Raw genomic sequence first — 21,727 nt, 5'->3', positions numbered from 1 at the left:
ATAGATGCTTTTGGAATAACCATTCATGCAATCCGGTTGGCGAGTTGGGTCACTCTTTGGCATTCCATTGCTGATTGACCCGTCCTGGTTTTTTATCCTTGTGATTGTCACTTTGGGCAATGCCCTCCGGTGGCAAGTGCGCTATCCCGACTGGGGCACTCCGGTAGCTTGGGGCACAGGATTCGCAATGGCGTTGGCTTTATTCGCCTCGGTGCTGCTGCATGAATTAGGTCACAGTTTGGTGGCGAAATTTCAAGGCATTCAAGTACAGTCGATTACACTGTTCTTCTTTGGCGGAATTGCCTCGATCGCTCAAGAGCCGAAAACTCCCGGCAAAGCGTTCCAAGTGGCGATCGCAGGTCCAGCCGTCAGCTTTGCAATCTTTCTTTTGCTGACTCTGGTCACGGTATTCGCTCCGAATACAGAAATGCCGCTGAGTGTCATGGTGCGAGATTTAGCGGCGCTTAATTTGCTGTTGACGCTGTTTAATATGATCCCTGCCTTGCCGCTGGATGGGGGACAGGTCTTGAAAACGATCGTTTGGAAACTGACCGGTAGCCAGATTAAAGGCATTCGGACTGCCGCGAAAATCGGTCGATTCTTGGGAACGATCGCGATCGTCTGGGGTACAGCGGTTGTGTTTGGTCTTGTGAGAATGCCCGGTTTAGGGGCTGGAACTGGATTATGGGCAGCGTTGATCGGTTGGTTTGTAGTGCAGAATGCGAGTGCCTACGATCGCATTACAGAACTGCAAGAAGCGATGCTGAAGGTGAAGGCTGAAGATGCGATGACTCGTGATTTTCGGGTGCTGGATGCGGGAATGCCGCTGCGGAAATTTGCGGATGATTATTTGATTAGTGATGTTCGCGCCCCGATTTATTATGCGGCATCGAATGGGCGATATCGGGGAGTCGTGAATGCTGAGGATCTTCAGCGGATCGAGCGGAGCGAATGGGAAACGAGAACGCTTCTGGACATTGTGCATCCGTTGACGGAAGTTGCAACGGTGCAGGAATCGACCTCGATCGTTGAAATTATCCAGATGTTGGAGAACCAGAGTTTGGCGCGGGTGACGGTGTTATCGCCAGCGGGAGCCGTTTCGGGTGTGATTGATCGGGGCGATATTGTAAAAGCGATCGCGCTGAAGATGAATTTGAGAATTTCGGATGCGGCGATCAAACAAATTAAGGAAGAAGGAGCCTACCCGCCCGGATTGCAATTAGGCGCGATCGCACAGGCGGCGGCGGAATTACGGTAATTAGAAATTTGGCGATCACAAAAACCCTGGTAGAGACGCGATTAGGAGCTTCGCTGCACTGCGTGTTCGCGTCTCTACGGCGTTGGGTAAACGCGAAATCGTTGGATGGAAATCGTCGGGCAATTCGATTTATTGCGTTTCAACCGCAGGTAATTGTTCCGGTGAAATCGTTAATGCCACCGTTCGATCGCTGCGTTTCACCTCGATCGTCAATCTGCCATCAACTCCCGCGTCATCAACCAATTGCTGAATCGTTTTCACATTCTGAATCGGCTGATCGTCGATCGATTGAATGACATCTCCGGCTTTCAATCCTGCTTTGGCGGCTGGAGTTCCGCGACCCACTCCCACAACTAAAATTCCGCGATCGTCTTCTACTTTCATCTTGCTATTCGGCGCACGATTAATAAAATCCTTCACATTCGGATCGAGTGCTACCAATTGCACACCGATATAGGGGTGGGTTGCGGTTCCGGTTGCAATTAATTGCTGTGCCACCTTTTGAGCCGTATTAATCGGAATTGCAAATCCTAATCCTTGCGTTCCTTGAATGATGGCGGTATTGATTCCAATCACGTCACCATTCGCGTTCAGTAAAGGACCTCCTGAATTTCCGGGATTGATTGCCGCATCGGTTTGAATAAATCCGACCCGCTTATCAGGCACCCCAATATCAACGCTCGATCGCTCAGTTCCACTAATTACGCCCACGGTCACCGTTTCTTGCAGACCTAGCGGATTCCCGATCGCGATCGCCCATTGTCCCTGACGCACATTATCTGAATTTCCCAGCCTCACAGTCGGTAAGTTATCCGCTTGCACTTGAATCACCGCGACATCTGTCACCGGATCTTTGCCTAACACTTTTCCTTCTAACACTCGTCCATCTTGAAATGAAACCGTCACGGTGTCCGCATTATCGACGACATGCGAATTGGTCAAAACCTTGCCGTTCTGATCAATGACAAAGCCCGAACCTAATCCCCGTAACACTCGTGAAGATGCGCCGTTTTGAGGATTTCCTAAAAACGGTCTTAAGGCTCCCGGTACTTCTCCGCCCAAATTACGAGACACATTCACCTGAACGATCGCTGCTTCCACTTTATCGATCGCAGCCGTGACAAAATTTTCATCCGCCCCAAACGGAGCCGCATTTGCAGGCAACCCAAAACCGAGCAGCAACACACCGAGCAATCCTAGAAGTCTTTTGAACATAACGATACTCGAAATAAATCACTTCATAAAGAGCGCGATCGGACTTCGGTTTACTTCTGGCTTTCGGGGGAAATTTGTTAAAATTAAGAAAGAAACAATAGAAAAAATATTGCCACGATGAACACTCAAAACAATCAGTTTGAGATTAATAAAACCGAAGATGAGTGGAAAGAAACACTCAACCCAGACCAGTTTCGAGTGTTACGCCAACACGGGACAGAACGGGCGGGAACGAGTCCACTCGACAAGGAATATAGTAAAGGAACCTTCGCCTGTGCAGGTTGTGGAACGCCTCTGTTTTCATCTGAAACGAAATTCAACAGTGGCACAGGTTGGCCCAGCTTTTATGCGCCATTAGAAGAAGCGATCGAAACGAACGTCGATCGATCGCTCTTTATGACGCGGGTCGAAGTTCATTGTGCAAAATGTGGTGGACATCTGGGACATGTCTTTGAAGATGGTCCTCGCCCGACTGGATTGAGATACTGCATGAATGGTGTCGCGCTTGAATTCAAGCCCGAATAAAGGCTCAGGGATGAGACAATCTCATCCCTCTGTCTGTGGCTAGATGTATCGATTTTGCTGTGCATTAGACAATCATCATCGGACGCACGATCGATATGAATCAGAAATGTTGAAACGCTTACGAATTGGCACAAAGATCGGTGCGACCTTTGGGATTGGGTTGGCGGTTTTCGCAGCGATCGGGTTTATTTCATATCGAGGAACGCGGCAACTGATTGATACTTCTGAGTCGGTCGCACATACCTACCGGGTTCTAGATGAGCTAGACGGAATTTATTCTGTAATTAAAGACGCGGAAAGCGCTCAGCGAGGGTATCTTCTAAGACCCGATCTTCAGTCTTTGGCTCCCTACAATACGGCTCGATCCGTGCTTGATCAGAGAGTTGCTTCAGTTCGGCAGCTTACCTCAGATAATCCCGCCCAACAGCGAAGCCTTGAACAGTTAAAGCCGTTGATTGATCAACGAATGTCCATTATGGAACAGCGGCTAAAAGTAAGAGATACTCAAGGATTTCAAGCATCAATTCGTACCGACTCGATTCCGAATGCCATTCCAGTGATGAAACAGATTGAAAGCATCATCACTCAAATGAAAGGGCGGGAACAAATTTTGCTCGACCAGCGATCGAACGCCGCCAGTCTCGCTGGACAAAATACGCTCAATAGCTTGCTGTATGGAATTCCATTAGGATTTGCAGTGCTTGCAGTGCTGGCATTTCTGCTGAATCGTCACATCTCCAAACCCCTCGATCGAGTGTCACAAACGGCAGAACGGATCGCAGATGGAGATTTATCGGCACAACTGCCAGCGCTCGATCGCCAAGATGAAGTGGGGATTCTAACGCGATCGTTCAATCAGATGGTTGAGAACTTGCGAGTGAGCTTGGAAAAGAGCGATCGACAAAGTTGGCTGCAAACCAATCTAGCCGAATTCGGGCATCTGATTCAGGGAGAGCGCAGTTTAGAAACGGTTTCGCGGTTGATGTTGTCGCATTTAGCACCGCTCGTAGGTGCACAGTATGGTGCATTCTATGTGATGGATGCAGAGCAATCGGCTCCGGTGTTAAAGCTCTTAAGTAGCTATGCGTTTCAAGAGCGCAAACAACTCTCGAATCAGTTTCATTTAGGTGAAGGCTTGGTCGGACAGTGTGCTTTAGAAAAACAACGCATTCTTTTAACGCATGTTCCAAGCGATTATATTCGGATTCGATCGGGCTTGGGAGAAGCGGCTCCCTTGAACGTGATTGTTTTACCTGTATTGTTTGAGAACGATGTCGTTTCAGTGATTGAACTGGCATCGTTTCAGGCATTCACTGAACTTCAGATAACGTTGCTCGATCGATTGGCGCAAACGATCGGGGTGGTGTTAAGAGCGATCGCGGCAGATGCGAAAACTCAACAGCTTCTTCAAGAATCCCAATCACTGGCAGAAGAACTGCAAAGCCAGCAGGAAGAACTGCATCAGAGTAATCGTCAGCTTCAGGAACAAGCCCGCGCCTTAGAAGAATCAGAACTGCGTTTGCAAGAACAACAAGAAGAACTCAAAGTTTCTAACGAAGAGCTACAGCAACTGAATGAAGAGCTTGAAGAAAAAGCTGAACTATTAGCAGCACAGAAGCGCGAAGTTGAACAAAAGAACGATGAAATCGATCAAGCAATGCTGGCACTGCGAGAGAAAGCCGAACAGCTAGAAATCTCATCTCGCTACAAGTCTGAGTTTCTCGCGAACATGTCGCACGAATTAAGAACACCGCTCAATAGTTTGCTGATTCTGGCAAAGATTCTCAGCGACAATGCCGAGCATAATCTAACTGAAAAACAAGTCGAATATAGTAGAACGATCTATTCTTCGGGTAATGACTTGCTGAATTTGATCAATGACATTCTCGATCTTGCCAAGATTGAATCGGGAACGATTACGCTTGATGTTGAACCGCTGAATCTGACGGATTTGCAGATGAATCTCGATCGCTCATTCCGGCAGATTGCAAGTGGTAAAGGATTGGATTTCTCGATCGAGCGTGATCCGCAGACTCCAGAAGTGATTTCGACCGATAGCAAACGACTTCAGCAAATTCTCAAGAACTTATTAGCGAATGCGTTTAAGTTCACTGAGCAAGGCAGTGTAACTGTTCAAATCGGGTCAACGCCAGATCAAAAAATCTTCTTTGCGGTGAAAGATACGGGAATTGGTATTCCGCGAGAAAAGCAGCAGTTAATTTTTGAAGCGTTTCAGCAAGTCGATGGTACCACTAGCCGAAAATATGGCGGAACAGGCTTAGGATTGTCGATTAGTCGAGAATTAGCGCATCGCTTAGGTGGCTCGATTCAAGTGAGTAGCGAAGTCGATCAAGGAAGTACATTCACGCTCTACCTACCTCAGATAGCAGTTTCAGATCCGGGATCGGTTGCACCTGTAACCACAAGTTCTGTTCCCGTTGCTCCTCGTCCGTTGGTGCCGCCAAATCTCCCTTCAGAAGTTCCAGACGATCGCGCCTCAATTCATCAGAGCGATCGCGTTCTCTTGATCATCGAAGACGATGTGAACTTCGTCAGAATTCTCACAGATATTGCACGTCAACAAGGCTTCAAAGTGTTGTCAGCGCTGAGAAGTCAAACCGGGCTTGCACTAGCTCAACAGTTTAAACCGCGTGCCATTCTGCTCGATTTGCATCTACCGGATATGGATGGCTGGACAGTCCTCGATCGCTTAAAACACGATCCAGAACTGCGACATATCCCGGTTCATATTTTATCGAGCGATGATCAGAAGCAGCGCGGATTGCAGCTTGGCGCGATCGCATATCTTCAGAAACCTGTGTCGTCGGATGATCTCAATCAGTTGTTTGATGAGATTCAGACGTTTATCGATCGACGAGTGAAGAACTTATTAGTGATCGAAGACGATCAGGTGCAAGCTCAAAGCATCATCGATTTGATTGGCAATGGAGATGTGAAGAGCATTGCAGCTTACACCGCGAAAGATGCTCTAAAGACTCTACAGTCACAACAGATTGATTGTGTTGTGATGGATCTGGGATTGCCGGATATGAGCGGCTTTGACCTCATCGAGCAGATTAAACAAGACGAAGCTTTATCGAAAATTCCGATCATCATTTACACCGGAAAAGAACTCACAAGACCCGAAGAAACTCAACTAAAGCGTTTGGCAGAAACGATCATTATCAAAGATGTACGATCGCCAGAGCGCTTATTGGATGAAACTGCATTGTTCCTGCACCGGATTCAAGCCAATTTACCCAAACCAAAACGTCAAATTCTCGAAGACTTACATCAAGTCGATTCGGTGTTGGCAAATAAGAAAGTGCTGATTGTCGATGATGATGTCCGAAACATTTTTGCATTAACCAGCTTACTGGAGCGTCACCAGATGGAAGTTCTTTACGCTGAGAATGGGCGTGAAGGCATTGAAGCACTGAAAGCGAACCCAGATATCAATGCGGTGTTAATGGATATTATGATGCCGGAAATGGACGGATATGAGACGACGCGATCGGTTCGTCAGCAGCAACAATTTCGATCGCTGCCGATCATTGCGCTAACGGCAAAGGCGATGCAGGGCGATCGAGAAAAATGTATTGAAGCAGGCGCATCTGACTATATTACTAAACCTGTAGATACAGAGCAGTTATTGTCATTGCTGCGGGTTTGGTTGTACCGATAGCTATTGATATCCAGCAGCTTGAATCGAGAATAGATGCGCGTACCGTCCTCCCAATTTGACTAATTGTTCATGGCTGCCTTGCTCAACGACCCCACCAGCAGACATCACGAGAATTCGATCTGCCATGCGAACCGTTGAAAAGCGGTGGGAAATCAAGATCGCCATCTGATCCGGGGTCATTTCGCGGAATCGATCGAAGATTTGCACTTCGGATTCTGCATCCATCGCAGAAGTCGGTTCATCTAACACCAAAATATCTGCACTAATTCGCATAAAGGCGCGGGATAAGGCAATCCGCTGCCATTGTCCTCCAGAGAGTTCTCGCCCGGTTTTGAACCATCGCCCTAAGCGCGTATCAAAGGTTTCTGGAAGGTCTTTGATAAAGGAAAGCGCGTTACCTTTATCAGAAGCAATGACCCATTGATCGCGATCGTCTAAGTTCAAAACATCCCCCACGCCGACATTTTCCCCCACGCTAAATTGGTAGCGCATGAAGTTTTGGAAAATCACACCAATTCGCCGCTGTAAGGCTCCGATATCCCAGGCTTGAAGGTCTAAACCATCGAGTAGAATTCGTCCAGAAGTGGGGGTGTAGAGTCGTGTGAGGAGCTTGATCAATGTCGTTTTACCGGAACCGTTTTCACCCACGATCGCTAATTTTTCCCCAGGCTTCAGATGGAATGTGACTTGATTGAGTGCGGGTTTGTCGGATTCGGGATAGTAAAAAGTAACTTCTTCAAAGCGCAAACCATCACCGGGAACTATTCCACGAGTTGCGCTGCCTTGCGATCGCGGAATTTCTTGCCCTAAGAATTCGTAGAGATTTGAAAGGTAGAGCGAATCTTCGTACATGCCGCCGATCGAACTGAGAATCGAAGCAAATGCGCCTTGTCCTTGACGAAAAACGACTAGATACATCGTCAATTCACCGAGCGAGATTCGACCTGCGATCGTTTCCCACACAATCCAAACATACGCACCATAGAATGCCACAGAGCTAACGAGTCCAAGCACATAGCTCCAGATGCCGCGCTGAACGGTGAGATCTCGGTCTTCAGAGTACAGGCGGCGGAAGATCGTGCGATATCGATCGAGCAACAATCCGCCCAACTGATAGAGTCGAATTTCCATTGCGGGTGACTCGTTTGCGATCAACCATTCGAGATAGTTCTGTTCGCGAGTTTCAGGGGTGCGCCAGCGGAACAATCGAAACGCCTCACCTGCAAAGCGAGTTTCTGCAATAAAGGCAGGGACAGCAGCAATCATCAGCATCACAACTGCCCAAACCGAGAATCGAACCAACAATCCGCCGTAAGTAATCAGCGTGAGCGAATCTTGCACAATGCCGAAGGTTCGACCGACTAAACTCAGCGGACGGCTCGAAGCTTCTCGTCTAGCACGAGTCATTTTGTCATAGAACTCTGAATCCTCGAAATGCGTCAGATTCAGCGTCAGTGCTTTTTCAAGAATCAGTTCATTGACTTTCTGACCGAGCAACACTCTGAGTAGCGATTGAACGAGTGCAAGTCCTTGCTTACTCCCGGACTGAATCGCGACCATGAGCGCTTCAAACCCTAGATAAGTAAGTGCCATCCAGCGATCGCTTTCTAGTCCTGTTCTCGACGCTAGTACAACCGCATCGACAATCAGTTTCCCCACATACGCGATCGCCGCGGGAACTAGACCCCCGATCAAGGTGAACAATGCAAGCACGATCGTTAATCTGCGGTTCGTTGACCAAACAAGCTCGATCGCCCGTCCACAGTAGCGAAAAATCGATAAAAATTGAGTAACGCTGCCAATTGAGCGTTGAAATCGTCGAATCTGCATTCTTTTACGATAGCGTTTGATCAGGAAATTGAGGAGCATCGAGAATGCAGCGATCGCCAAAACCCAAATTTGTGATTGAAGCGGGACGGACAGAACAACAATACTGGCGGGACTTGTGGCAATATCGCGAATTGTTCTATTTTTTATCCTGGCGCGATATTTTGGTGCGGTACAAGCAAACTGCGATCGGGATCGCTTGGGCAATCATTCGACCGTTTCTAACAATGATTGTGTTCACGGTGATTTTTAGCAATCTTGCGAACTTGCCAACTCAAGGAACGGCACCTTATCCAATTTTGGTATTGGCGGCTCTTTTACCTTGGCAGTTCTTCGCGAGTTCACTGTCTCAAACCAGTAACAGTCTGGTGAACAATGCCAATTTAATTTCTAAAATCTATTTCCCGCGGCTGATTGTTCCTGCCAGCGCGATCGTGGTAAATTTCGTGGACTTTCTTGTATCTGGACTATTGCTGCTGGCGTTGATGATTTGGTATCGGTATGTTCCATCTTGGCGAATCATTAGTTTACCGTTTTTCACGTTGATGGCAGCATTAACCGCGTTTGGATTCGGATTGTGGTTTGCTTCGATTTATGTCAAATTTCGTGATGTTGCTCAAGTGATTCCGTTTGTGATTCAGCTTGGACAATACGTTTCTCCAGTTGGCTATAGTATTGATATTATTCCTGAGCGCTGGCGATTATTGTATTCGCTAAATCCGATGGTGGGTGTGATCGACGGGTTTCGCTGGGCGATTCTCAATGATGATCAAGCGCTATATTTACCAGGATTCGTTTTAGCGTTGATTGTCATATTGCTATTTGTGTGGACAGGAATTTATTATTTTCGTGGCGTTGAAAGAACGTTTGCCGATATTATCTAGGTGCGATCGATGCCCATGCTGCGCGTTGAAAATCTGGGGAAATGTTACCAAGTCTCGCGTCTGCCGCATCAGAACACGGTGACGCTGCGAGATGCGATCGTTGATACCGCGAAATCGATCGTTCAGCGTAAACCAAGAATGCGATCGGAGGCGTTTTGGGCATTGAACGGGGTGTCTTTTACGATCGATCAAGGCGAACGAGTTGGTATTATTGGGCGCAACGGAGCCGGAAAATCGACGCTGTTAAAAATTCTCAGCCGCATTACTGAACCAACACGCGGCAGGGTCGAAATTTGGGGACGAGTGGCGAGTCTGCTGGAAGTGGGAACGGGATTTCATCCGGAACTGTCGGGGCGCGAGAATATCTATCTCAATGGTGCGATTTTGGGGATGAGTCGATCGGAGATTGCGCGGAAGTTTGATGAGATTGTTGAGTTTGCTGAGGTGGAACGGTTTCTTGATACGCCTGTGAAGCGCTATTCGTCGGGGATGTATGTGCGATTGGCGTTTGCGGTTGCGGCACATCTAGAGCCGGAGGTTTTGATTGTGGATGAGGTTTTAGCGGTCGGTGATGTGCAGTTTCAGAAGAAATGCTTGAACAAAATGGAGGATGTTGGCAAAGAAGGGCGGACGGTTTTGTTTGTGAGTCACAATATGCAGACGATTAGCGCATTGTGCGATCGAGGAATTGTATTAGAGTCCGGCAGCGTTGTGTTTAACGGGAACGTGCAACAAGCGATCGAGGTTTACTCGAAGCATTCTGATCAGTTGATGAGCAAAATTCCGTTATTAGAACGACGCGATCGGACGGGATCGGGTAGAGTGAAAGTCTCAAATTTTCGAGTCTTAGATACTGCTGGAAAAGAAGTTGAAACGCTGAAATCTGGATTTAATTATGATTTTGAATTTGGCTATGTGAATGATTCAGGAAAACCGTTAGACAATGTGATTGTAAGTTTTGCGGTTTTAGATGATCAAGGGCAAACAATCTTATTACTCAGAACAAATTTCACTGATAGTAATGTTGTGTTGAATTCAGAGTCAGGGTTTGTTCGATGTAGGCTGAACAATTTGCCTTTGGCGAATGGAACTTACCGGTTGCCCATCTATTTTGCTTATCGAGAATCTGAGGTGCTGGATTATATTCAAGATGCAGTGTCGATCGTAGTTGAAGGCGGAGATTTTTTCGGAACGGGGCAGATTGGGCTACCGAAGAAATGTAAGATTCTGACTAAAGCAGAATGGCGGAGTTTGTAGCGTATGGGAATTCGTCAAATTCTGAGAAAAAGGTGTCCTTGGAAAATTGTGCGATCGCCGTTTCTAAGATATTTTGCATTTCAAGATCCGATCGATTGCATTTTTTATACTTATTCGCTCAATCATCAACCCTCTTTTATTCAAATCGGCTCGAATGATGGGATCAATGGCGATCCAATTTACGGATTCATTTTGAAATGGAATTGGTCAGGAATTAAGGTTGAACCTGTTCGATATGTGTTTGAAAAGTTAGAGAAGAATTTTCGAGATTTTCCTAATATTGCTTTGGAGAATAGCGCGATTGCCAAAGAAAGCAACGCGCAGAAATTCTACTATTTGAGACAAGATGAAAATGCGCCTGAATGGTATAGCCAGCTTGGGTCATTTTCACTTCCGACAATCTTAAAACATGAACAATGGATTCCTGATTTACAAGAGAGATTAATCTCTTGCAATGTCGTTTGCCAAACCTTTGAACAGCTTTGTTATAAATATGATGTTCGTGAAATTGATGTGATTCATATCGATACGGAAGGATATGATTTTGAGATTATCAAGCTCATTGATTTTAGAAGGTTTAGTCCGTCGATCGTGCTTTACGAACATAAACATCTTAGTCAGTCAGACCAAGCAGCTTGCCGCCAATATCTTGAAGAATTTGGCTATCAGTTTATTTCAACACCACGAGACACATTAGCCGTTTTAGACACGAATCGAATTCGTAAAGCGTGGAGTATCGTCGGAGGTTCGGTATGACTCATCCGATTCGCGTTTTTATTGGTTCAGGAGAAGCCAGCTTAGTTGAGCGGAAAGTCTTGATTTACTCGCTGCAAAAACATACTCAGCGCGAATTAGATATTTACGTATTGAATGGAACTCATAATGCGATCGAGCGAAACGACGATGAGCCATTTCTAGCTCCAATGTCGCTTAAAATTAAATATCAAAACGTAACCGAGTTTAGTTTATATCGTTATTTAATTCCGCAACTTTGCAAACATCAAGGACGCGCAATTTATCTAGATTCTGATACGATTTGTTTAACCGACATTGCGGAATTATTTGAAACTGAATTGCATGAAAGTGATTTTCTTGCAAAGCGAGAAGCGAACGATGCTTGGGGATTGAGTGTTATGTTGATTGACTGCGATCGCTGTCGATTTGATCTAGAGAATTACTGTGCAGAAATCGATCAAAACCTCTACAGTTATTCTGATTTCAATCAAATGAATGCTCGATTTCTACAGTATCATTCATTCTCGATCGCTGAACTTGATCCGAATTGGAATCAGTTTGATTTCTGCAATTCTGAAACAAAACTGATTCATTATACAAATCTCTACACCCAACCCTGGAAAGCTCACAATCATCCATTCGGTGAACTCTGGTTTCAATACTTTAGAGAAGCGCTAGAAGCTGGAGTTTTAACTGAGAGAGACATTGAATTGAGTATTCTACGATCGTATATTCGGTCTGATATTCGTCAAGGCAATTTTTCTAAGAAGTCACTCCGATCTTGGGTCAAGGAGTTGCTGCGATGAGAACCTCGATTTTGATTAATAATTATAACTATCAAAATTATGTGATCGAAGCGATCGATAGCGCACTCAATCAAACGATTCCTGCTGATGAAATTATCGTTGTCGATGATTGTTCTTCTGATCAATCTGCTGAAATTCTAAAAGCTAAATCTGATCAAGTTCACCTAATTCTGAAAGATAAAAACGAGGGGCAACTTTCTGCATTTCAAGCTGGATTCGATGCCTCAACAGGTGAAATTCTCCTTTTTCTAGATGCGGATGACTTGTATACAAAAACTTATATTGAAACTGCATTGACATTCTACAAAAATCATCCTGACTGCGATTTTTTATTTACGAGTGCAGAGCTTTTTGGCAACGAAGAACGGCTCGCTGCTTGTTACGATCGTACTCGCGATCTCGGCTTTTCAAAAATTAGTACTCTTTACCGCAGAACTTGGATCGGGCATCGAACTTCTACCGTTTCAATCAAGCGACATGTTTTAGAGAAGATTTTTCCAATTCCTTATTTAGAAGATTGGCGAATTCGGGCAGATGATTGTTTATGTTATGGAGCCTCGATCGCAAATGCTCATAAGTACTATCTCAATCAGCCGTTAGTGAAGTATCGGGTACACGGAAACAATGGGCATTACGGCAAATTGAAAACGCGATCGCAAAGCGATTTAGAGCAATACGATCAAGCCCTCGATCGCTTATTCAACTTCTGGATGATTAAATTCAGCGATGCAGAGAACCTTGATCAATTTGCCGATCGAGAATTTCGATCAATTCCTCAGCCAACTCAGCAAGAATTTGACACATTTTTCTCAATCATTCGCTGTGCTCATCTCTCTAAGTTACGAAAAGCGATTATGTTAGTTTCTATCTCTCTTTACTTCCTCCGTCATCGTCAATGAAGGAACTAATATTACGACCTAAACCCGTTCCGCTTGCTGAATTTGATCAAACTGGCGATCGCATTATTGCCTGTCCGAATCCGCCGAGTGAAGCGATTAAACGTGGATGGGCGATCGCAATTCCAAGCAGTTCTTTTGACGTGCGTCCGATCCTCAAACAACTGCCATTCGAGCCGGATTTAGTGAGCTTATCAGCGCGAGTGATGACCTTTGAGCCGCGTGGACTCGATGCGCTGAACTGTCCAACCGTGATGAAGCTAGGAGATACTTTTCATCCGGGCGATGGTGGCTTGAGTCGAATAATTCGATACTGTCAACAGCTTAACTGTGACTATCACTGGACTTACCAAAGCCCACAACATCTCCATTTTTTTGCTGAATCAGGCTTGAAGAATGTCTTTTGGTTGCCTGCCTCGATCGTGCTTGATTCTTACATTCCACCTGCTTCTGAGAAGACCGATGATGTGATCTTCCGAGGCTCAAAATCAGAGCTTCACTGTTACCGGAACTATGTCTTAGAAAAGCTTTCTAACATTGACGTTCAAACAAAAGACTACATTACCTCACTACAAGACTATGCCGAAGCGCGGATTGTGATTAATACAAGCTTGAATGGTGACTTAAATCGACGAGTATTTGAAGTCTTAATGGCAGGCGGGTTTTTATTGAGCGATCGCATTCGTCCCGAAACGGGATTGTTTGAACTCTTTGAAGAAGGCGTTCACTTAGAATGCTACGGCGATGAAACCGAGCTATCAGAAAAGATTCAGTTCTATCTAGCTCATCCTGAAAAAGCCGCTCAAATCGCTGCTGCGGGTCATCGAAAGTTTGTTGACTGCTATTCACCCGAATCGATCCAGCAAAAGCTATATCACTATATTTTCAAGAATGAGATCGAAGCTCCATTTCGAGGAGAACATGATCGACGATCGCAAACTGCCTTCAAACTTCAAACTCGCATCCAGCTATATGAATTTATCCAAGAGCTTCAGCGACTCTATCCTGTTCTCAACATTCTGTGTTATCAAATCGCGCCTGAGATTGTTTCAGATTTGAGTGATTTATCGCGATCGCGCTTAACCTACGTGCAACCCAACACACAAGCCAATTTAGACAAGAATGCTACATTTCAAATTGTTTTAGCTGATCAAGCGATCGAGCAGTGTGTTTCTTATCTAACACCGCTGGGATTTCTGATTGTGATTGAACCTCGATTCATGACGATTCAGCAATTGAACCAGCAACTAGAACAGCATCGTTGTTTCCCGATCGAGCTATCTGTAAAACTCTTTGAGCAATTGTATCCTTTAACACTTGAGAAACATGGCATTATTTATCAAAAAATAATTCCTGAAGGGGATACACAGATAAATGAAGGTGTGGCAAGTTTAGCAGTGAATCGAATTTCTTCGGAAAAAGTGATAAACCAACAGATCAAGCACCTATCGATCGTGCGTCTTGCGATCAAGGTGTTGCGTTCTATTCGCTTCCTGCTGCGTCACCCATGATCACAAAATCATTCCAATATTGGTACAGTCCTGCATTCAGATTCTTAGTTCTAGTTCTATTGCTGCTCGGAGTCTTTTTTCGGTTTGTTGCACTGGCAGAACGCCCTTATTGGCATGATGAAGTCTACACCTTGCTAAGAGCATCAGGACATACGATCGCTGAAATCACGACACAGGTTTTTAACGGGCAATTAATTGAGCGTTCCAATCTGCTTCAGTTTCAACAGATTACACCCGAAAAAACCTGGATCGATATGATTCGCTCATTAATTGCAGAAGAGCCGCATCGTGTTCCGCTGTATTGTGCGATCGTACGACTCTGGATGCAGCTATTCGGAAATGATGTCGCTGTACTGCGATCGCTGTCTGCACTTTTCAGTCTGTTGGTCTTTCCAGCGCTCTATTGGCTTTGTATCGAACTATTCGCCCAGCCCCTAATTGCTTGGATTGCAATGATGCTGATGGCGGTTTCTCCGTTTCATGTTTACTATGCTCAGGAAGTTAGAGAATATGCTTTCTGGACAGTTACGATTTTAGTGATGTCTGCGGCACTACTTAGAGCAATTCGAGTTCAAACAAAAGTGGCTTGGAGTCTCTATGGAATGTCGATCGTGGTTTCACTGTACACGATGCTTCTATCTATTCCTTTAGTCGTGAGCCACGCGCTTTATTCAACTAAAAATCGTAAAGCACTCCTCTGGGGATTTAGCTTATCGATTCCTTGGTTGCTTGTCGTCGGACTCAATCTATCACAAGCCCAAAAGATGAATGCTTGGATGGCAAGATCGATTCCGATTCAAGATCTTGTAAGCGATTGGATAGTGAATCTTCAGTTTCTTTTTCTAACCGGGAACTTAACTGGAAGATTCAATTTCGTGTTTGCAAGCGTGATCGTACTCTTAGTTTTCTTATCAATCAAATCTCTGATTCAACACACACCCAAAACCGTTTGGAGCTTTGTTTTACTTCTGATGGTGCCGCTTGTTTTTTGTATTGCAGTGCCAGATCTCGTTTTGGGTGGGCTACGATCGACAAACAGCCGCTACTTTGTGCCAACTTATTTAGGAATTCAAATTGCAGTCGCGCATTGGTTAGCCACTCGAATTCAAAGCGGCTCTCATCAAACTTATTGGAAGTTGATGCTACTAACAATTTTGACAGCAGGAGTGCTATCTTGCTCAGCACAAATCTTTCAAAATCAAATCAATGACGATAAAACCATGGCTGCAATAATTAATCAGTCAAAAACCGCGATCGTCATTAGTAACGAAGTTTCTTATCAAGGAGCAGGTACGATCGGGGATGTTTTAGCGCTCAGCCACCTCGTTCGCCCTGAAACCCGATTTCAGCTTGTGATTCAACCACAAATTCCAATTATTCCAAACCAGTCAGATATTTATGTCTATAAGCCTTTAAGCTACCTTCAGCAAACCCTCCAACAGTCTTATCAATTGCAACCCATCTACAAACAACAACTATTCCGCCTGCTACCAAAATGAAGCGAATCATCACTTGTCAGGGAAGCATTCAACTCATCGCGGCTCTATCAGCGATGCTTTATCGATTGCAGTCTAATTCTTACCAAAACTATCTGGTGATTTACGAACTGTACGCACCCGATCGACAACACCACGAGTTCGCAAAATTCATTCAGCGTATGGCAGAATCGATCTTTGAATGGGAAGCGATCATATATCTCACCCCCGAACAACTCGACGCGATCGGGCATCGATTAGACTCCACACCGCCTGATCGCATTTATCATCAAGTTCACGAGTGGATTGGCTTAGAGCAAACCGATGAGCTTTATCTCTGTCGCAATTGGCAGTTTACCAATCAACTCTTGAGCAATGCTTATGCGACCGCAAGCCGCATCTGCTACGGTGACGGAATCGGATTGTACTTCTCTGAAAATTCTGCGGTCGTTCGTCGCCCGTTCACCCCACCCCCCACTCCGGATCAATTCTTCGATTGGACTTGGTGGAAAGCGCGATCGTTTTGGCATCGAAGCCGCGAACGATTAAAGCTAAAAACTAAGCTGTATTCGATGCCGTTTGCAATCGGTTACTTTGTGCTACCAGAAATCTTTGGAGAAACGCCGCCGATGTCGATCGTCAAACTCGATCCCGATCATCTCCTCGCGGTGTTCAAACAGTTCACTCATTTTGTTGATGATACTCAAGTCAGAAAGGTGCAAGCGACGATCGCAAATTCTCCCATATCGATTTTGCTCACTTCCAACTTTTCAGAAGGAGAACGCTTATCCCAAGATGCTGAAATTCAAGCCTATCGAGAATTTCTCACTTCCTATCAGATTCCATCAAACAGCGTTCTTGTGATCAAACCTCATCCGAGAGATGATCTCAATAAGATTGCTCGACTCAAAGAAAATCTATCTGATCTCTATCAAGACATTGTTCTGCTGAGCGATCCGAATCTATTCTTCCTACCCTTCGAGGTCTTCTTTCTCAAAGCCTTTCAAAATAGTAATGTACGAGTGTTTGCGGTGAGTTCTGCCTGTCTGTCATTAAAGCTCTTGTTCAATGTTCCTAGTTTTATCGGCTTCGGAGCGGATCTGACCCATCGCTATTTCGATCCAGACTTCATCGAAGCTCGACTCGAACATGAAGAGACTTTGAATCATGCGATCGCGCAACTTTGATTTTTCAGCCCAACGTGGTATGAATTTTCTGTCAGGTTCCGTGCATCCAGTATGATCACTATTGTTACACCTGTTTTCAATGGAGAAAAATTCATCGAATTCTGCCTCCAAACCGTAATTGCTCAACACTGCAATGAAGTTGAGCATCTCGTTATTGATGGTGGCTCAATAGACAATACGGTGACGATTGTCAAAAAATATGCACAGCACTATCCTCATATTCGCTGGATTTCGGAGCGCGATTGCGGTCAATCCGATGCAATGAACAAAGGCATTCAAATGGCAACCGGAGAAATCATCACGTTCCTGAATGTTGATGACTACTATGAACCGAATGTTCTAAACCAAGTGATTGAACTATTTAAAACGCTACCCGAACCGAGCTTCGTGGTCGGGAACTGTCGCATCTGGAACGATCGCAATCAAGTGATCGATATCAACAAACCCGCAAAGCTTAGATTGCCCGCTCTAGTAGTTGGACTCAATATCAATCCCTATCCTTGTAATCCTTGCGCTTACTTTTATCACCGATCGCTGCATGATCAAATTGGCAACTATGCGATCGACGATCATCACGCGATGGATCTCGATTTCATTCTCCGAGCCGTTCAAGTCGCTCACATTAAATATGTCGATCAAATTTGGGGCAACTATCGCAGAATCGAAGGCACAAAAACCTATATCGCAATGGCAGATGGAAGTTCGGATCGACGAGTCCGCCACCTGCTCCGAAAATATCGCAAGCATCTAACCCCGATCGAATGGGTGGAGTGGTGCTATTGGCGAACCTGGACGCAATCAAAATCGTTTAGCCTCAGAGCCGTTCGCAAACTCCTCAAACTCATTCCATATTATTCTCAATAATCCAGCGTGATAGTTCCGTTCGATTATTCAGCAGCGTCTTCTTCAACATGTGGCTGATATGACTCTCGATCGTCCGCTTACTCGCATTCAACCGAGTCGCGATTTCCAAATTTGACAAGCCCTGTGCGACTAATCGCGCCACGGTCAATTCTGTATTAGTCAGCTTGACTCCTTCTGGGACAGAAATTTTCGATTCTGCCCGCTTCGATCGATTTTGCTGCATTAATTGAGACGATCGCAAAGCCGATTCAATCTGAGCACTGAGTTCCGCCAATTCAAACGGCTTGATCATATAAACCGTTGCACCCGAACTCAACCCCCGCACCCGATCCTGACTTTGATCCCGCGCCGATAGAAAAATAATCGGAATCCAGTTAATCTCTGGCGACTTCCGAACCGTTTCCGCGAACTTATACCCATTCATCTCAGGCATGACAATATCCGAGATGATCAGATCCGGTTTCACATCGCCCAAAAGCTCGATCGCTTCTGTGCCCGTCTCAGCAGTGGTTACGTCATAACCCTGATAAGACAGGTACCCGCTCATCAATGTCACGAAGTTCACGTCATCGTCTACTAACAGAATTGCGCCTTTTGGTTCTGTACCCAGCATAGTTGTCGATGTTCCTAATTTAAATCGCGCTTCCGCAAATCTCCGGAGTATCTTACTTATACTTCATACTGGCGGGGACTTGTTGGGTTGTCATCAGCACAAATGTCTGTCCTAAATTTTCTACGTGACCTGGAAATTACGGATATTACTCGAAGCTGTTTCCGTAATTTCACTAAAACACAAACTAAGATTCTTCCGATCGACGTTTATCTTATTGCTTGGTCTGCTTCGCTTTCTCTAGAAGATACCTTCTAAGTCAATAAAATCAGTGCTGAATTTTCTATGTAGAAGTACGGTCAAATACTGAGAAAAATCTCCGTACTACTAGTGGAAACCACAACAGCGGAAATTTTGTAAGGAAAAGACTTACGTGCATTTCCTAGTGAGATGAAAAAATACGGATTGCTTCGAGCATCCCTACTCTAAAACTGGGGTTGTGTAGCGCTTTAGTGTCGTAATTTCACACAAAAAATTAAAAGATTAAGTTATACCCACAATGTCGGTTTCTTCCTGATATCAGTACTCACCCTCGTAGTTCTATATAGTTCAGTCAAAAAACTTAATGTCAGCTTAATGGAGTAGGCTTCGATGGTCGAATTAGATCTCAGTCTCTCCGCCGTAACCTTCATTTGGACTGGTCTTCAAGGAGGTCGAATTGCAGAGAAGGTGTGACCGAAATCGGAAACGCTCTAAACGGCGGAGTATTTATTGCCCGAAACATGGGTGTTACTTGCACAGCGTCAGCCAAAAATTTCCGCTGTATGCCGATCAAGTAGAACAACTCCGACAACGAGGCATGGGGCAGCGTCAAGCCCGCCTTTCCATTTCCGCTCGATCGACTGTCCCGCTACCTGGAGAATGGCTCGAAGCGTTCTGGTGCGATGAATGTCAATCTACTGAGTGGTATCACGTGCATCGTCGTGAATCTAGGTATGAAGTCGCGATCGCACCTCAAGATCTGTGGCAGCAAGCCGTCGGAGTCGTTCATCCAAACGGAAACCCCTCGGTGAGCGAATTCACTCGCGATCATTCTCGAATGGGACATCATCCAGCAGTGAAAGACTTCAGAGCGATCGGCTAATCGAACTTATTCTTATGAGCTTCTCAATTAGGATCAGTTATGCCCACAAACTTGCCCTCGCCTATTAGAGAAAGTAAGCTCTCTCAAGTTTCTCAATTTCGGGCTTATCTTGTCGCATTAAGACCGCAGCAGTGGACAAAAAACCTGATTGTTTTTGCAGCACCTCTGTTTGCGTTTAATCTCAGTGTTTCATCCCTAACCGGCAGCCTTATTGCATTTGCTGTCTTCTGCGCTACTTCTAGTAGCTTTTATCTATTCAATGACATTCTAGATGTCGAAGCCGATCGACAACATCCCGTCAAACAATATCGCCCGATCGCAGCAGGACTCGTCAAAATCCCGATCGCGCTTTCAATGTCGATCGTGCTGTTACTGGGAGCCTTGTTGATCGCTTGGCTGCGATCTCCTCAATTAGGTGTAGTGCTCTTAAGTTATGCCGCGTTGCAAGTCGCGTACAATGCTCGCCTGAAACGTATGGTGATCTTAGATATTGGTGCGATCGCAGCGGGGTTTGTTCTGCGGGCTTGTGCGGGCGGTGCGGCGACTCAGATTGTTGTTTCTCCATGGTTTTTGCTTTGTACGGCAATGCTGGCGTTGTTTCTGGCTGTGGAAAAGCGCAAAGCAGAATTGAGACTGTCGCAACTCCAAGGAACAAAGCCGCGTGCAGTGCTTAGACGATACTCTTTAGCCGTGTTGGATCGGATGGAAAATGTGGTGACAACTGGGACTGTGATGACCTACGCTCTATGGAGTTCAGGTCCTTACTTTCGAGGTGCACCGACTGCCTGGATGCTGCTGACATTACCATTTGTGCTGCATGGTGTGTTTCGGTATCAGTTAATTAGTGATCCGCAGGCAACCGAAGAGCAACAAAGCGACCGCAGTGAACGCCCTGAAGAAGTCTTGCTCAGAGATCGCGCTATTCTCGTGACGGTGTTTGGTTGGGCACTGACTTGCTTTACGGTGCTGTGGTTCAAACAGCAACAATGGATCGAATGAGCGTTTGTTTTGCAATGACCTCGGAGCTTAGGTTTGAAATTTTGTTTGCCTTCTTTTCAGCAGACGGATCTGCTTGCAGAAATTGAGCATCGTGACCTAGTACAACGAGGAATCAAAGGCATTATTTTGGATCTTGATAATTCGATCGTGTCCGAAGACGATCGCTATCTATCACCCGACGCGGAAGCCTGGATCGCTCAATCTCACGCTCTCGGATTTCAACTGTTTCTGCTCTCGAATGGTCGCCGACTCCAGCGATTTGAGTATTGGTCACACCGCTTAAATGTTCCTGGAATCAGTCGAGCGAAGAAACCGTTTCCGAAAAACTTTCGACGTGCGATCGCATCGATGCGGTTAGCGGCTTGGCAGGTGGTTGTCGTTGGCGATAGCTATCACACCGATGTATTAGGAGCTTGGCTTGTCGGGTGTCACTGTGTTCAGGTCGCAAGCTTGCCACATCCGCCGCGATCATGGGAAAAACTGGCTGGGCGATGGTTGCACCGACCTTATCCACAACACCGAGCACTATGGAATCTTGAATCTTTACCCCCAAAACGATCGACGTGAACGCTATCTTATTGGTCAGTCTGATTGGATTAACTGTATTGCTCAATACGACAGCTCAAACGCTATTAAAACTGGGCGCAAATCAAAGTTTGCTCAATAGTTATGCAATTTCTGGCATTGTTGCTTATGGAGTGAGTACGCTGCTCTATTTGTTTGTGCTGGGGAAGATGAACTTGTCGATCGCTTATCCGGTTGTGATTGGGCTAACCATCATCGCGACGACGATTTCGAGCGGCATGATTTTGAAAGAGAGTGTTTCGGTGTCTCAGTGGTTGGGAATTGGATTGATGATGAGTGCGATTTTTGCGATCGCATCAAGTAAGTAGGATTCACTCACAGTTG

Annotated in this window: 19 protein-coding genes; 16 read left to right on the top strand and 3 right to left on the bottom strand. The window is 45.6% G+C overall.

The window, feature by feature from the left end:
• Positions 1–25 precede the first annotated feature (25 nt).
• The gene (locus NIES2104_RS19020) at positions 26–1,258 is read left to right on the top strand and encodes a site-2 protease family protein (protein WP_058999841.1); all 1,233 of its coding nucleotides are present in this window, start codon (positions 26–28) and stop codon (positions 1,256–1,258) included.
• Between the two features lie 129 nt (positions 1,259–1,387).
• Here the strand turns inward: NIES2104_RS19020 and NIES2104_RS19015 are convergent, their stop codons facing one another.
• Positions 1,388–2,473, bottom strand: coding sequence for a trypsin-like peptidase domain-containing protein (locus tag NIES2104_RS19015; RefSeq protein WP_058999840.1), 1,086 nt, complete (start codon positions 2,471–2,473; stop codon positions 1,388–1,390).
• Positions 2,474–2,590: 117 nt separating this feature from the next.
• Between NIES2104_RS19015 and msrB the strand changes: the two genes are divergently transcribed.
• Together msrB and NIES2104_RS19005 are read left to right on the top strand one after the other, a co-directional pair.
• On the top strand, positions 2,591–2,998 hold the full coding sequence (msrB, locus tag NIES2104_RS19010) for a peptide-methionine (R)-S-oxide reductase MsrB (protein ID WP_192843608.1): 408 nt from the start codon (positions 2,591–2,593) through the stop codon (positions 2,996–2,998).
• A gap of 43 nt (positions 2,999–3,041) precedes the next feature.
• Positions 3,042–6,683, top strand: a complete 3,642-nt coding sequence (locus NIES2104_RS19005) for a response regulator (RefSeq protein WP_058999838.1) — start codon at positions 3,042–3,044, stop codon at positions 6,681–6,683.
• Here the strand turns inward: NIES2104_RS19005 and NIES2104_RS19000 are convergent, their stop codons facing one another.
• The gene (locus NIES2104_RS19000) at positions 6,684–8,552 is read right to left on the bottom strand and encodes an ABC transporter ATP-binding protein (RefSeq protein ID WP_263970993.1); all 1,869 of its coding nucleotides are present in this window, start codon (positions 8,550–8,552) and stop codon (positions 6,684–6,686) included.
• A 5-nt stretch (positions 8,553–8,557) separates the two neighbouring features.
• Between NIES2104_RS19000 and NIES2104_RS18995 the strand changes: the two genes are divergently transcribed.
• The 9 genes from NIES2104_RS18995 to NIES2104_RS18955 are packed head-to-tail and all read left to right on the top strand — an operon-like array spanning position 8,558 to position 18,125.
• Positions 8,558–9,394 (top strand): ABC transporter permease, encoded by an 837-nt coding sequence (locus NIES2104_RS18995; RefSeq protein WP_058999837.1) that lies wholly within the window; start codon positions 8,558–8,560, stop codon positions 9,392–9,394.
• 15 nt (positions 9,395–9,409) lie between these two features.
• Complete coding sequence (locus NIES2104_RS18990) at positions 9,410–10,651, top strand: ABC transporter ATP-binding protein (RefSeq protein ID WP_225895263.1); 1,242 nt, start codon at positions 9,410–9,412, stop codon at positions 10,649–10,651.
• Positions 10,652–10,654: 3 nt separating this feature from the next.
• Positions 10,655–11,407 (top strand): FkbM family methyltransferase, encoded by a 753-nt coding sequence (locus NIES2104_RS18985; RefSeq protein ID WP_058999835.1) that lies wholly within the window; start codon positions 10,655–10,657, stop codon positions 11,405–11,407.
• Entirely contained in the window at positions 11,404–12,192 is a 789-nt protein-coding gene (locus NIES2104_RS18980; protein ID WP_058999834.1) for a glycosyltransferase, read from the top strand. The genes NIES2104_RS18985 and NIES2104_RS18980 overlap by 4 nt, the downstream gene beginning before the upstream one ends.
• Positions 12,189–13,091, top strand: a complete 903-nt coding sequence (locus NIES2104_RS18975; protein ID WP_058999833.1) for a glycosyltransferase family 2 protein — start codon at positions 12,189–12,191, stop codon at positions 13,089–13,091. Before NIES2104_RS18980 ends, NIES2104_RS18975 begins: the two co-directional genes overlap by 4 nt.
• The gene (locus NIES2104_RS18970; RefSeq protein WP_058999832.1) at positions 13,088–14,599 is read left to right on the top strand and encodes a glycosyltransferase; all 1,512 of its coding nucleotides are present in this window, start codon (positions 13,088–13,090) and stop codon (positions 14,597–14,599) included. Before NIES2104_RS18975 ends, NIES2104_RS18970 begins: the two co-directional genes overlap by 4 nt.
• Positions 14,596–16,098: a glycosyltransferase family 39 protein gene (locus NIES2104_RS18965; protein WP_058999831.1), complete on the top strand. Its 1,503-nt coding sequence runs from the start codon at positions 14,596–14,598 to the stop codon at positions 16,096–16,098. The genes NIES2104_RS18970 and NIES2104_RS18965 overlap by 4 nt, the downstream gene beginning before the upstream one ends.
• Positions 16,095–17,261: a polysialyltransferase family glycosyltransferase gene (locus tag NIES2104_RS18960; RefSeq protein WP_058999830.1), complete on the top strand. Its 1,167-nt coding sequence runs from the start codon at positions 16,095–16,097 to the stop codon at positions 17,259–17,261. The genes NIES2104_RS18965 and NIES2104_RS18960 overlap by 4 nt, the downstream gene beginning before the upstream one ends.
• 51 nt (positions 17,262–17,312) lie before the next feature.
• Positions 17,313–18,125: a glycosyltransferase family 2 protein gene (locus tag NIES2104_RS18955; protein WP_058999829.1), complete on the top strand. Its 813-nt coding sequence runs from the start codon at positions 17,313–17,315 to the stop codon at positions 18,123–18,125.
• Here NIES2104_RS18955 and NIES2104_RS18950 read toward each other — a convergent pair.
• Positions 18,103–18,738 (bottom strand): response regulator transcription factor, encoded by a 636-nt coding sequence (locus NIES2104_RS18950; protein WP_058999828.1) that lies wholly within the window; start codon positions 18,736–18,738, stop codon positions 18,103–18,105. The genes NIES2104_RS18955 and NIES2104_RS18950 overlap by 23 nt on opposite strands.
• 730 nt (positions 18,739–19,468) lie before the next feature.
• Here NIES2104_RS18950 and NIES2104_RS18945 point away from each other — a divergent pair.
• Genes NIES2104_RS18945 through NIES2104_RS18930 form a run of 4 tightly spaced genes read left to right on the top strand, consistent with a single transcriptional unit; the run spans position 19,469 to position 21,711 of the window.
• Positions 19,469–19,819, top strand: a complete 351-nt coding sequence (locus NIES2104_RS18945) for a hypothetical protein (RefSeq protein WP_263970992.1) — start codon at positions 19,469–19,471, stop codon at positions 19,817–19,819.
• A 39-nt stretch (positions 19,820–19,858) separates the two neighbouring features.
• Complete coding sequence (locus tag NIES2104_RS18940; RefSeq protein ID WP_058999826.1) at positions 19,859–20,818, top strand: decaprenyl-phosphate phosphoribosyltransferase; 960 nt, start codon at positions 19,859–19,861, stop codon at positions 20,816–20,818.
• A gap of 45 nt (positions 20,819–20,863) precedes the next feature.
• A complete protein-coding gene (locus tag NIES2104_RS18935) occupies positions 20,864–21,385 on the top strand; it encodes a YqeG family HAD IIIA-type phosphatase (RefSeq protein WP_263970991.1) in 522 nt (173 codons plus the stop codon).
• On the top strand, positions 21,382–21,711 hold the full coding sequence (locus NIES2104_RS18930; RefSeq protein ID WP_058999824.1) for an SMR family transporter: 330 nt from the start codon (positions 21,382–21,384) through the stop codon (positions 21,709–21,711). Before NIES2104_RS18935 ends, NIES2104_RS18930 begins: the two co-directional genes overlap by 4 nt.
• Positions 21,712–21,727 lie beyond the last annotated feature (16 nt).

The organism is Leptolyngbya sp. NIES-2104 (assembly GCF_001485215.1).
In the GTDB taxonomy this organism is placed as follows: domain Bacteria; phylum Cyanobacteriota; class Cyanobacteriia; order Leptolyngbyales; family Leptolyngbyaceae; genus Leptolyngbya.
This window is presented reverse-complemented; position numbering and strand designations above follow the sequence as displayed.

What these genes read in the sequence shown, in the direction of transcription:
- NIES2104_RS19005 (WP_058999838.1), top strand. Translation starts at nt 3,042, where the DNA reads ATGTATCGATTTTGCTGTGCATTAGACAATCATCATCGGACGCACGAT.
- NIES2104_RS18985 (WP_058999835.1), top strand. Translation starts at nt 10,655, where the DNA reads ATGGGAATTCGTCAAATTCTGAGAAAAAGGTGTCCTTGGAAAATTGTG.
- NIES2104_RS18965 (WP_058999831.1), top strand. Translation starts at nt 14,596, where the DNA reads ATGATCACAAAATCATTCCAATATTGGTACAGTCCTGCATTCAGATTC.
- NIES2104_RS18995 (WP_058999837.1), top strand. Translation starts at nt 8,558, where the DNA reads ATGCAGCGATCGCCAAAACCCAAATTTGTGATTGAAGCGGGACGGACA.
- NIES2104_RS18955 (WP_058999829.1), top strand. Translation starts at nt 17,313, where the DNA reads ATGATCACTATTGTTACACCTGTTTTCAATGGAGAAAAATTCATCGAA.
- NIES2104_RS18975 (WP_058999833.1), top strand. Translation starts at nt 12,189, where the DNA reads ATGAGAACCTCGATTTTGATTAATAATTATAACTATCAAAATTATGTG.
- NIES2104_RS18950 (WP_058999828.1), bottom strand. Translation starts at nt 18,738, where the DNA reads ATGCTGGGTACAGAACCAAAAGGCGCAATTCTGTTAGTAGACGATGAC.
- NIES2104_RS19020 (WP_058999841.1), top strand. Translation starts at nt 26, where the DNA reads ATGCAATCCGGTTGGCGAGTTGGGTCACTCTTTGGCATTCCATTGCTG.
- NIES2104_RS18990 (WP_225895263.1), top strand. Translation starts at nt 9,410, where the DNA reads ATGCTGCGCGTTGAAAATCTGGGGAAATGTTACCAAGTCTCGCGTCTG.
- NIES2104_RS19000 (WP_263970993.1), bottom strand. Translation starts at nt 8,552, where the DNA reads ATGCTCCTCAATTTCCTGATCAAACGCTATCGTAAAAGAATGCAGATT.
- NIES2104_RS18970 (WP_058999832.1), top strand. Translation starts at nt 13,088, where the DNA reads ATGAAGGAACTAATATTACGACCTAAACCCGTTCCGCTTGCTGAATTT.
- NIES2104_RS18980 (WP_058999834.1), top strand. Translation starts at nt 11,404, where the DNA reads ATGACTCATCCGATTCGCGTTTTTATTGGTTCAGGAGAAGCCAGCTTA.
- msrB (WP_192843608.1), top strand. Translation starts at nt 2,591, where the DNA reads ATGAACACTCAAAACAATCAGTTTGAGATTAATAAAACCGAAGATGAG.
- NIES2104_RS18960 (WP_058999830.1), top strand. Translation starts at nt 16,095, where the DNA reads ATGAAGCGAATCATCACTTGTCAGGGAAGCATTCAACTCATCGCGGCT.
- NIES2104_RS18940 (WP_058999826.1), top strand. Translation starts at nt 19,859, where the DNA reads ATGCCCACAAACTTGCCCTCGCCTATTAGAGAAAGTAAGCTCTCTCAA.
- NIES2104_RS19015 (WP_058999840.1), bottom strand. Translation starts at nt 2,473, where the DNA reads ATGTTCAAAAGACTTCTAGGATTGCTCGGTGTGTTGCTGCTCGGTTTT.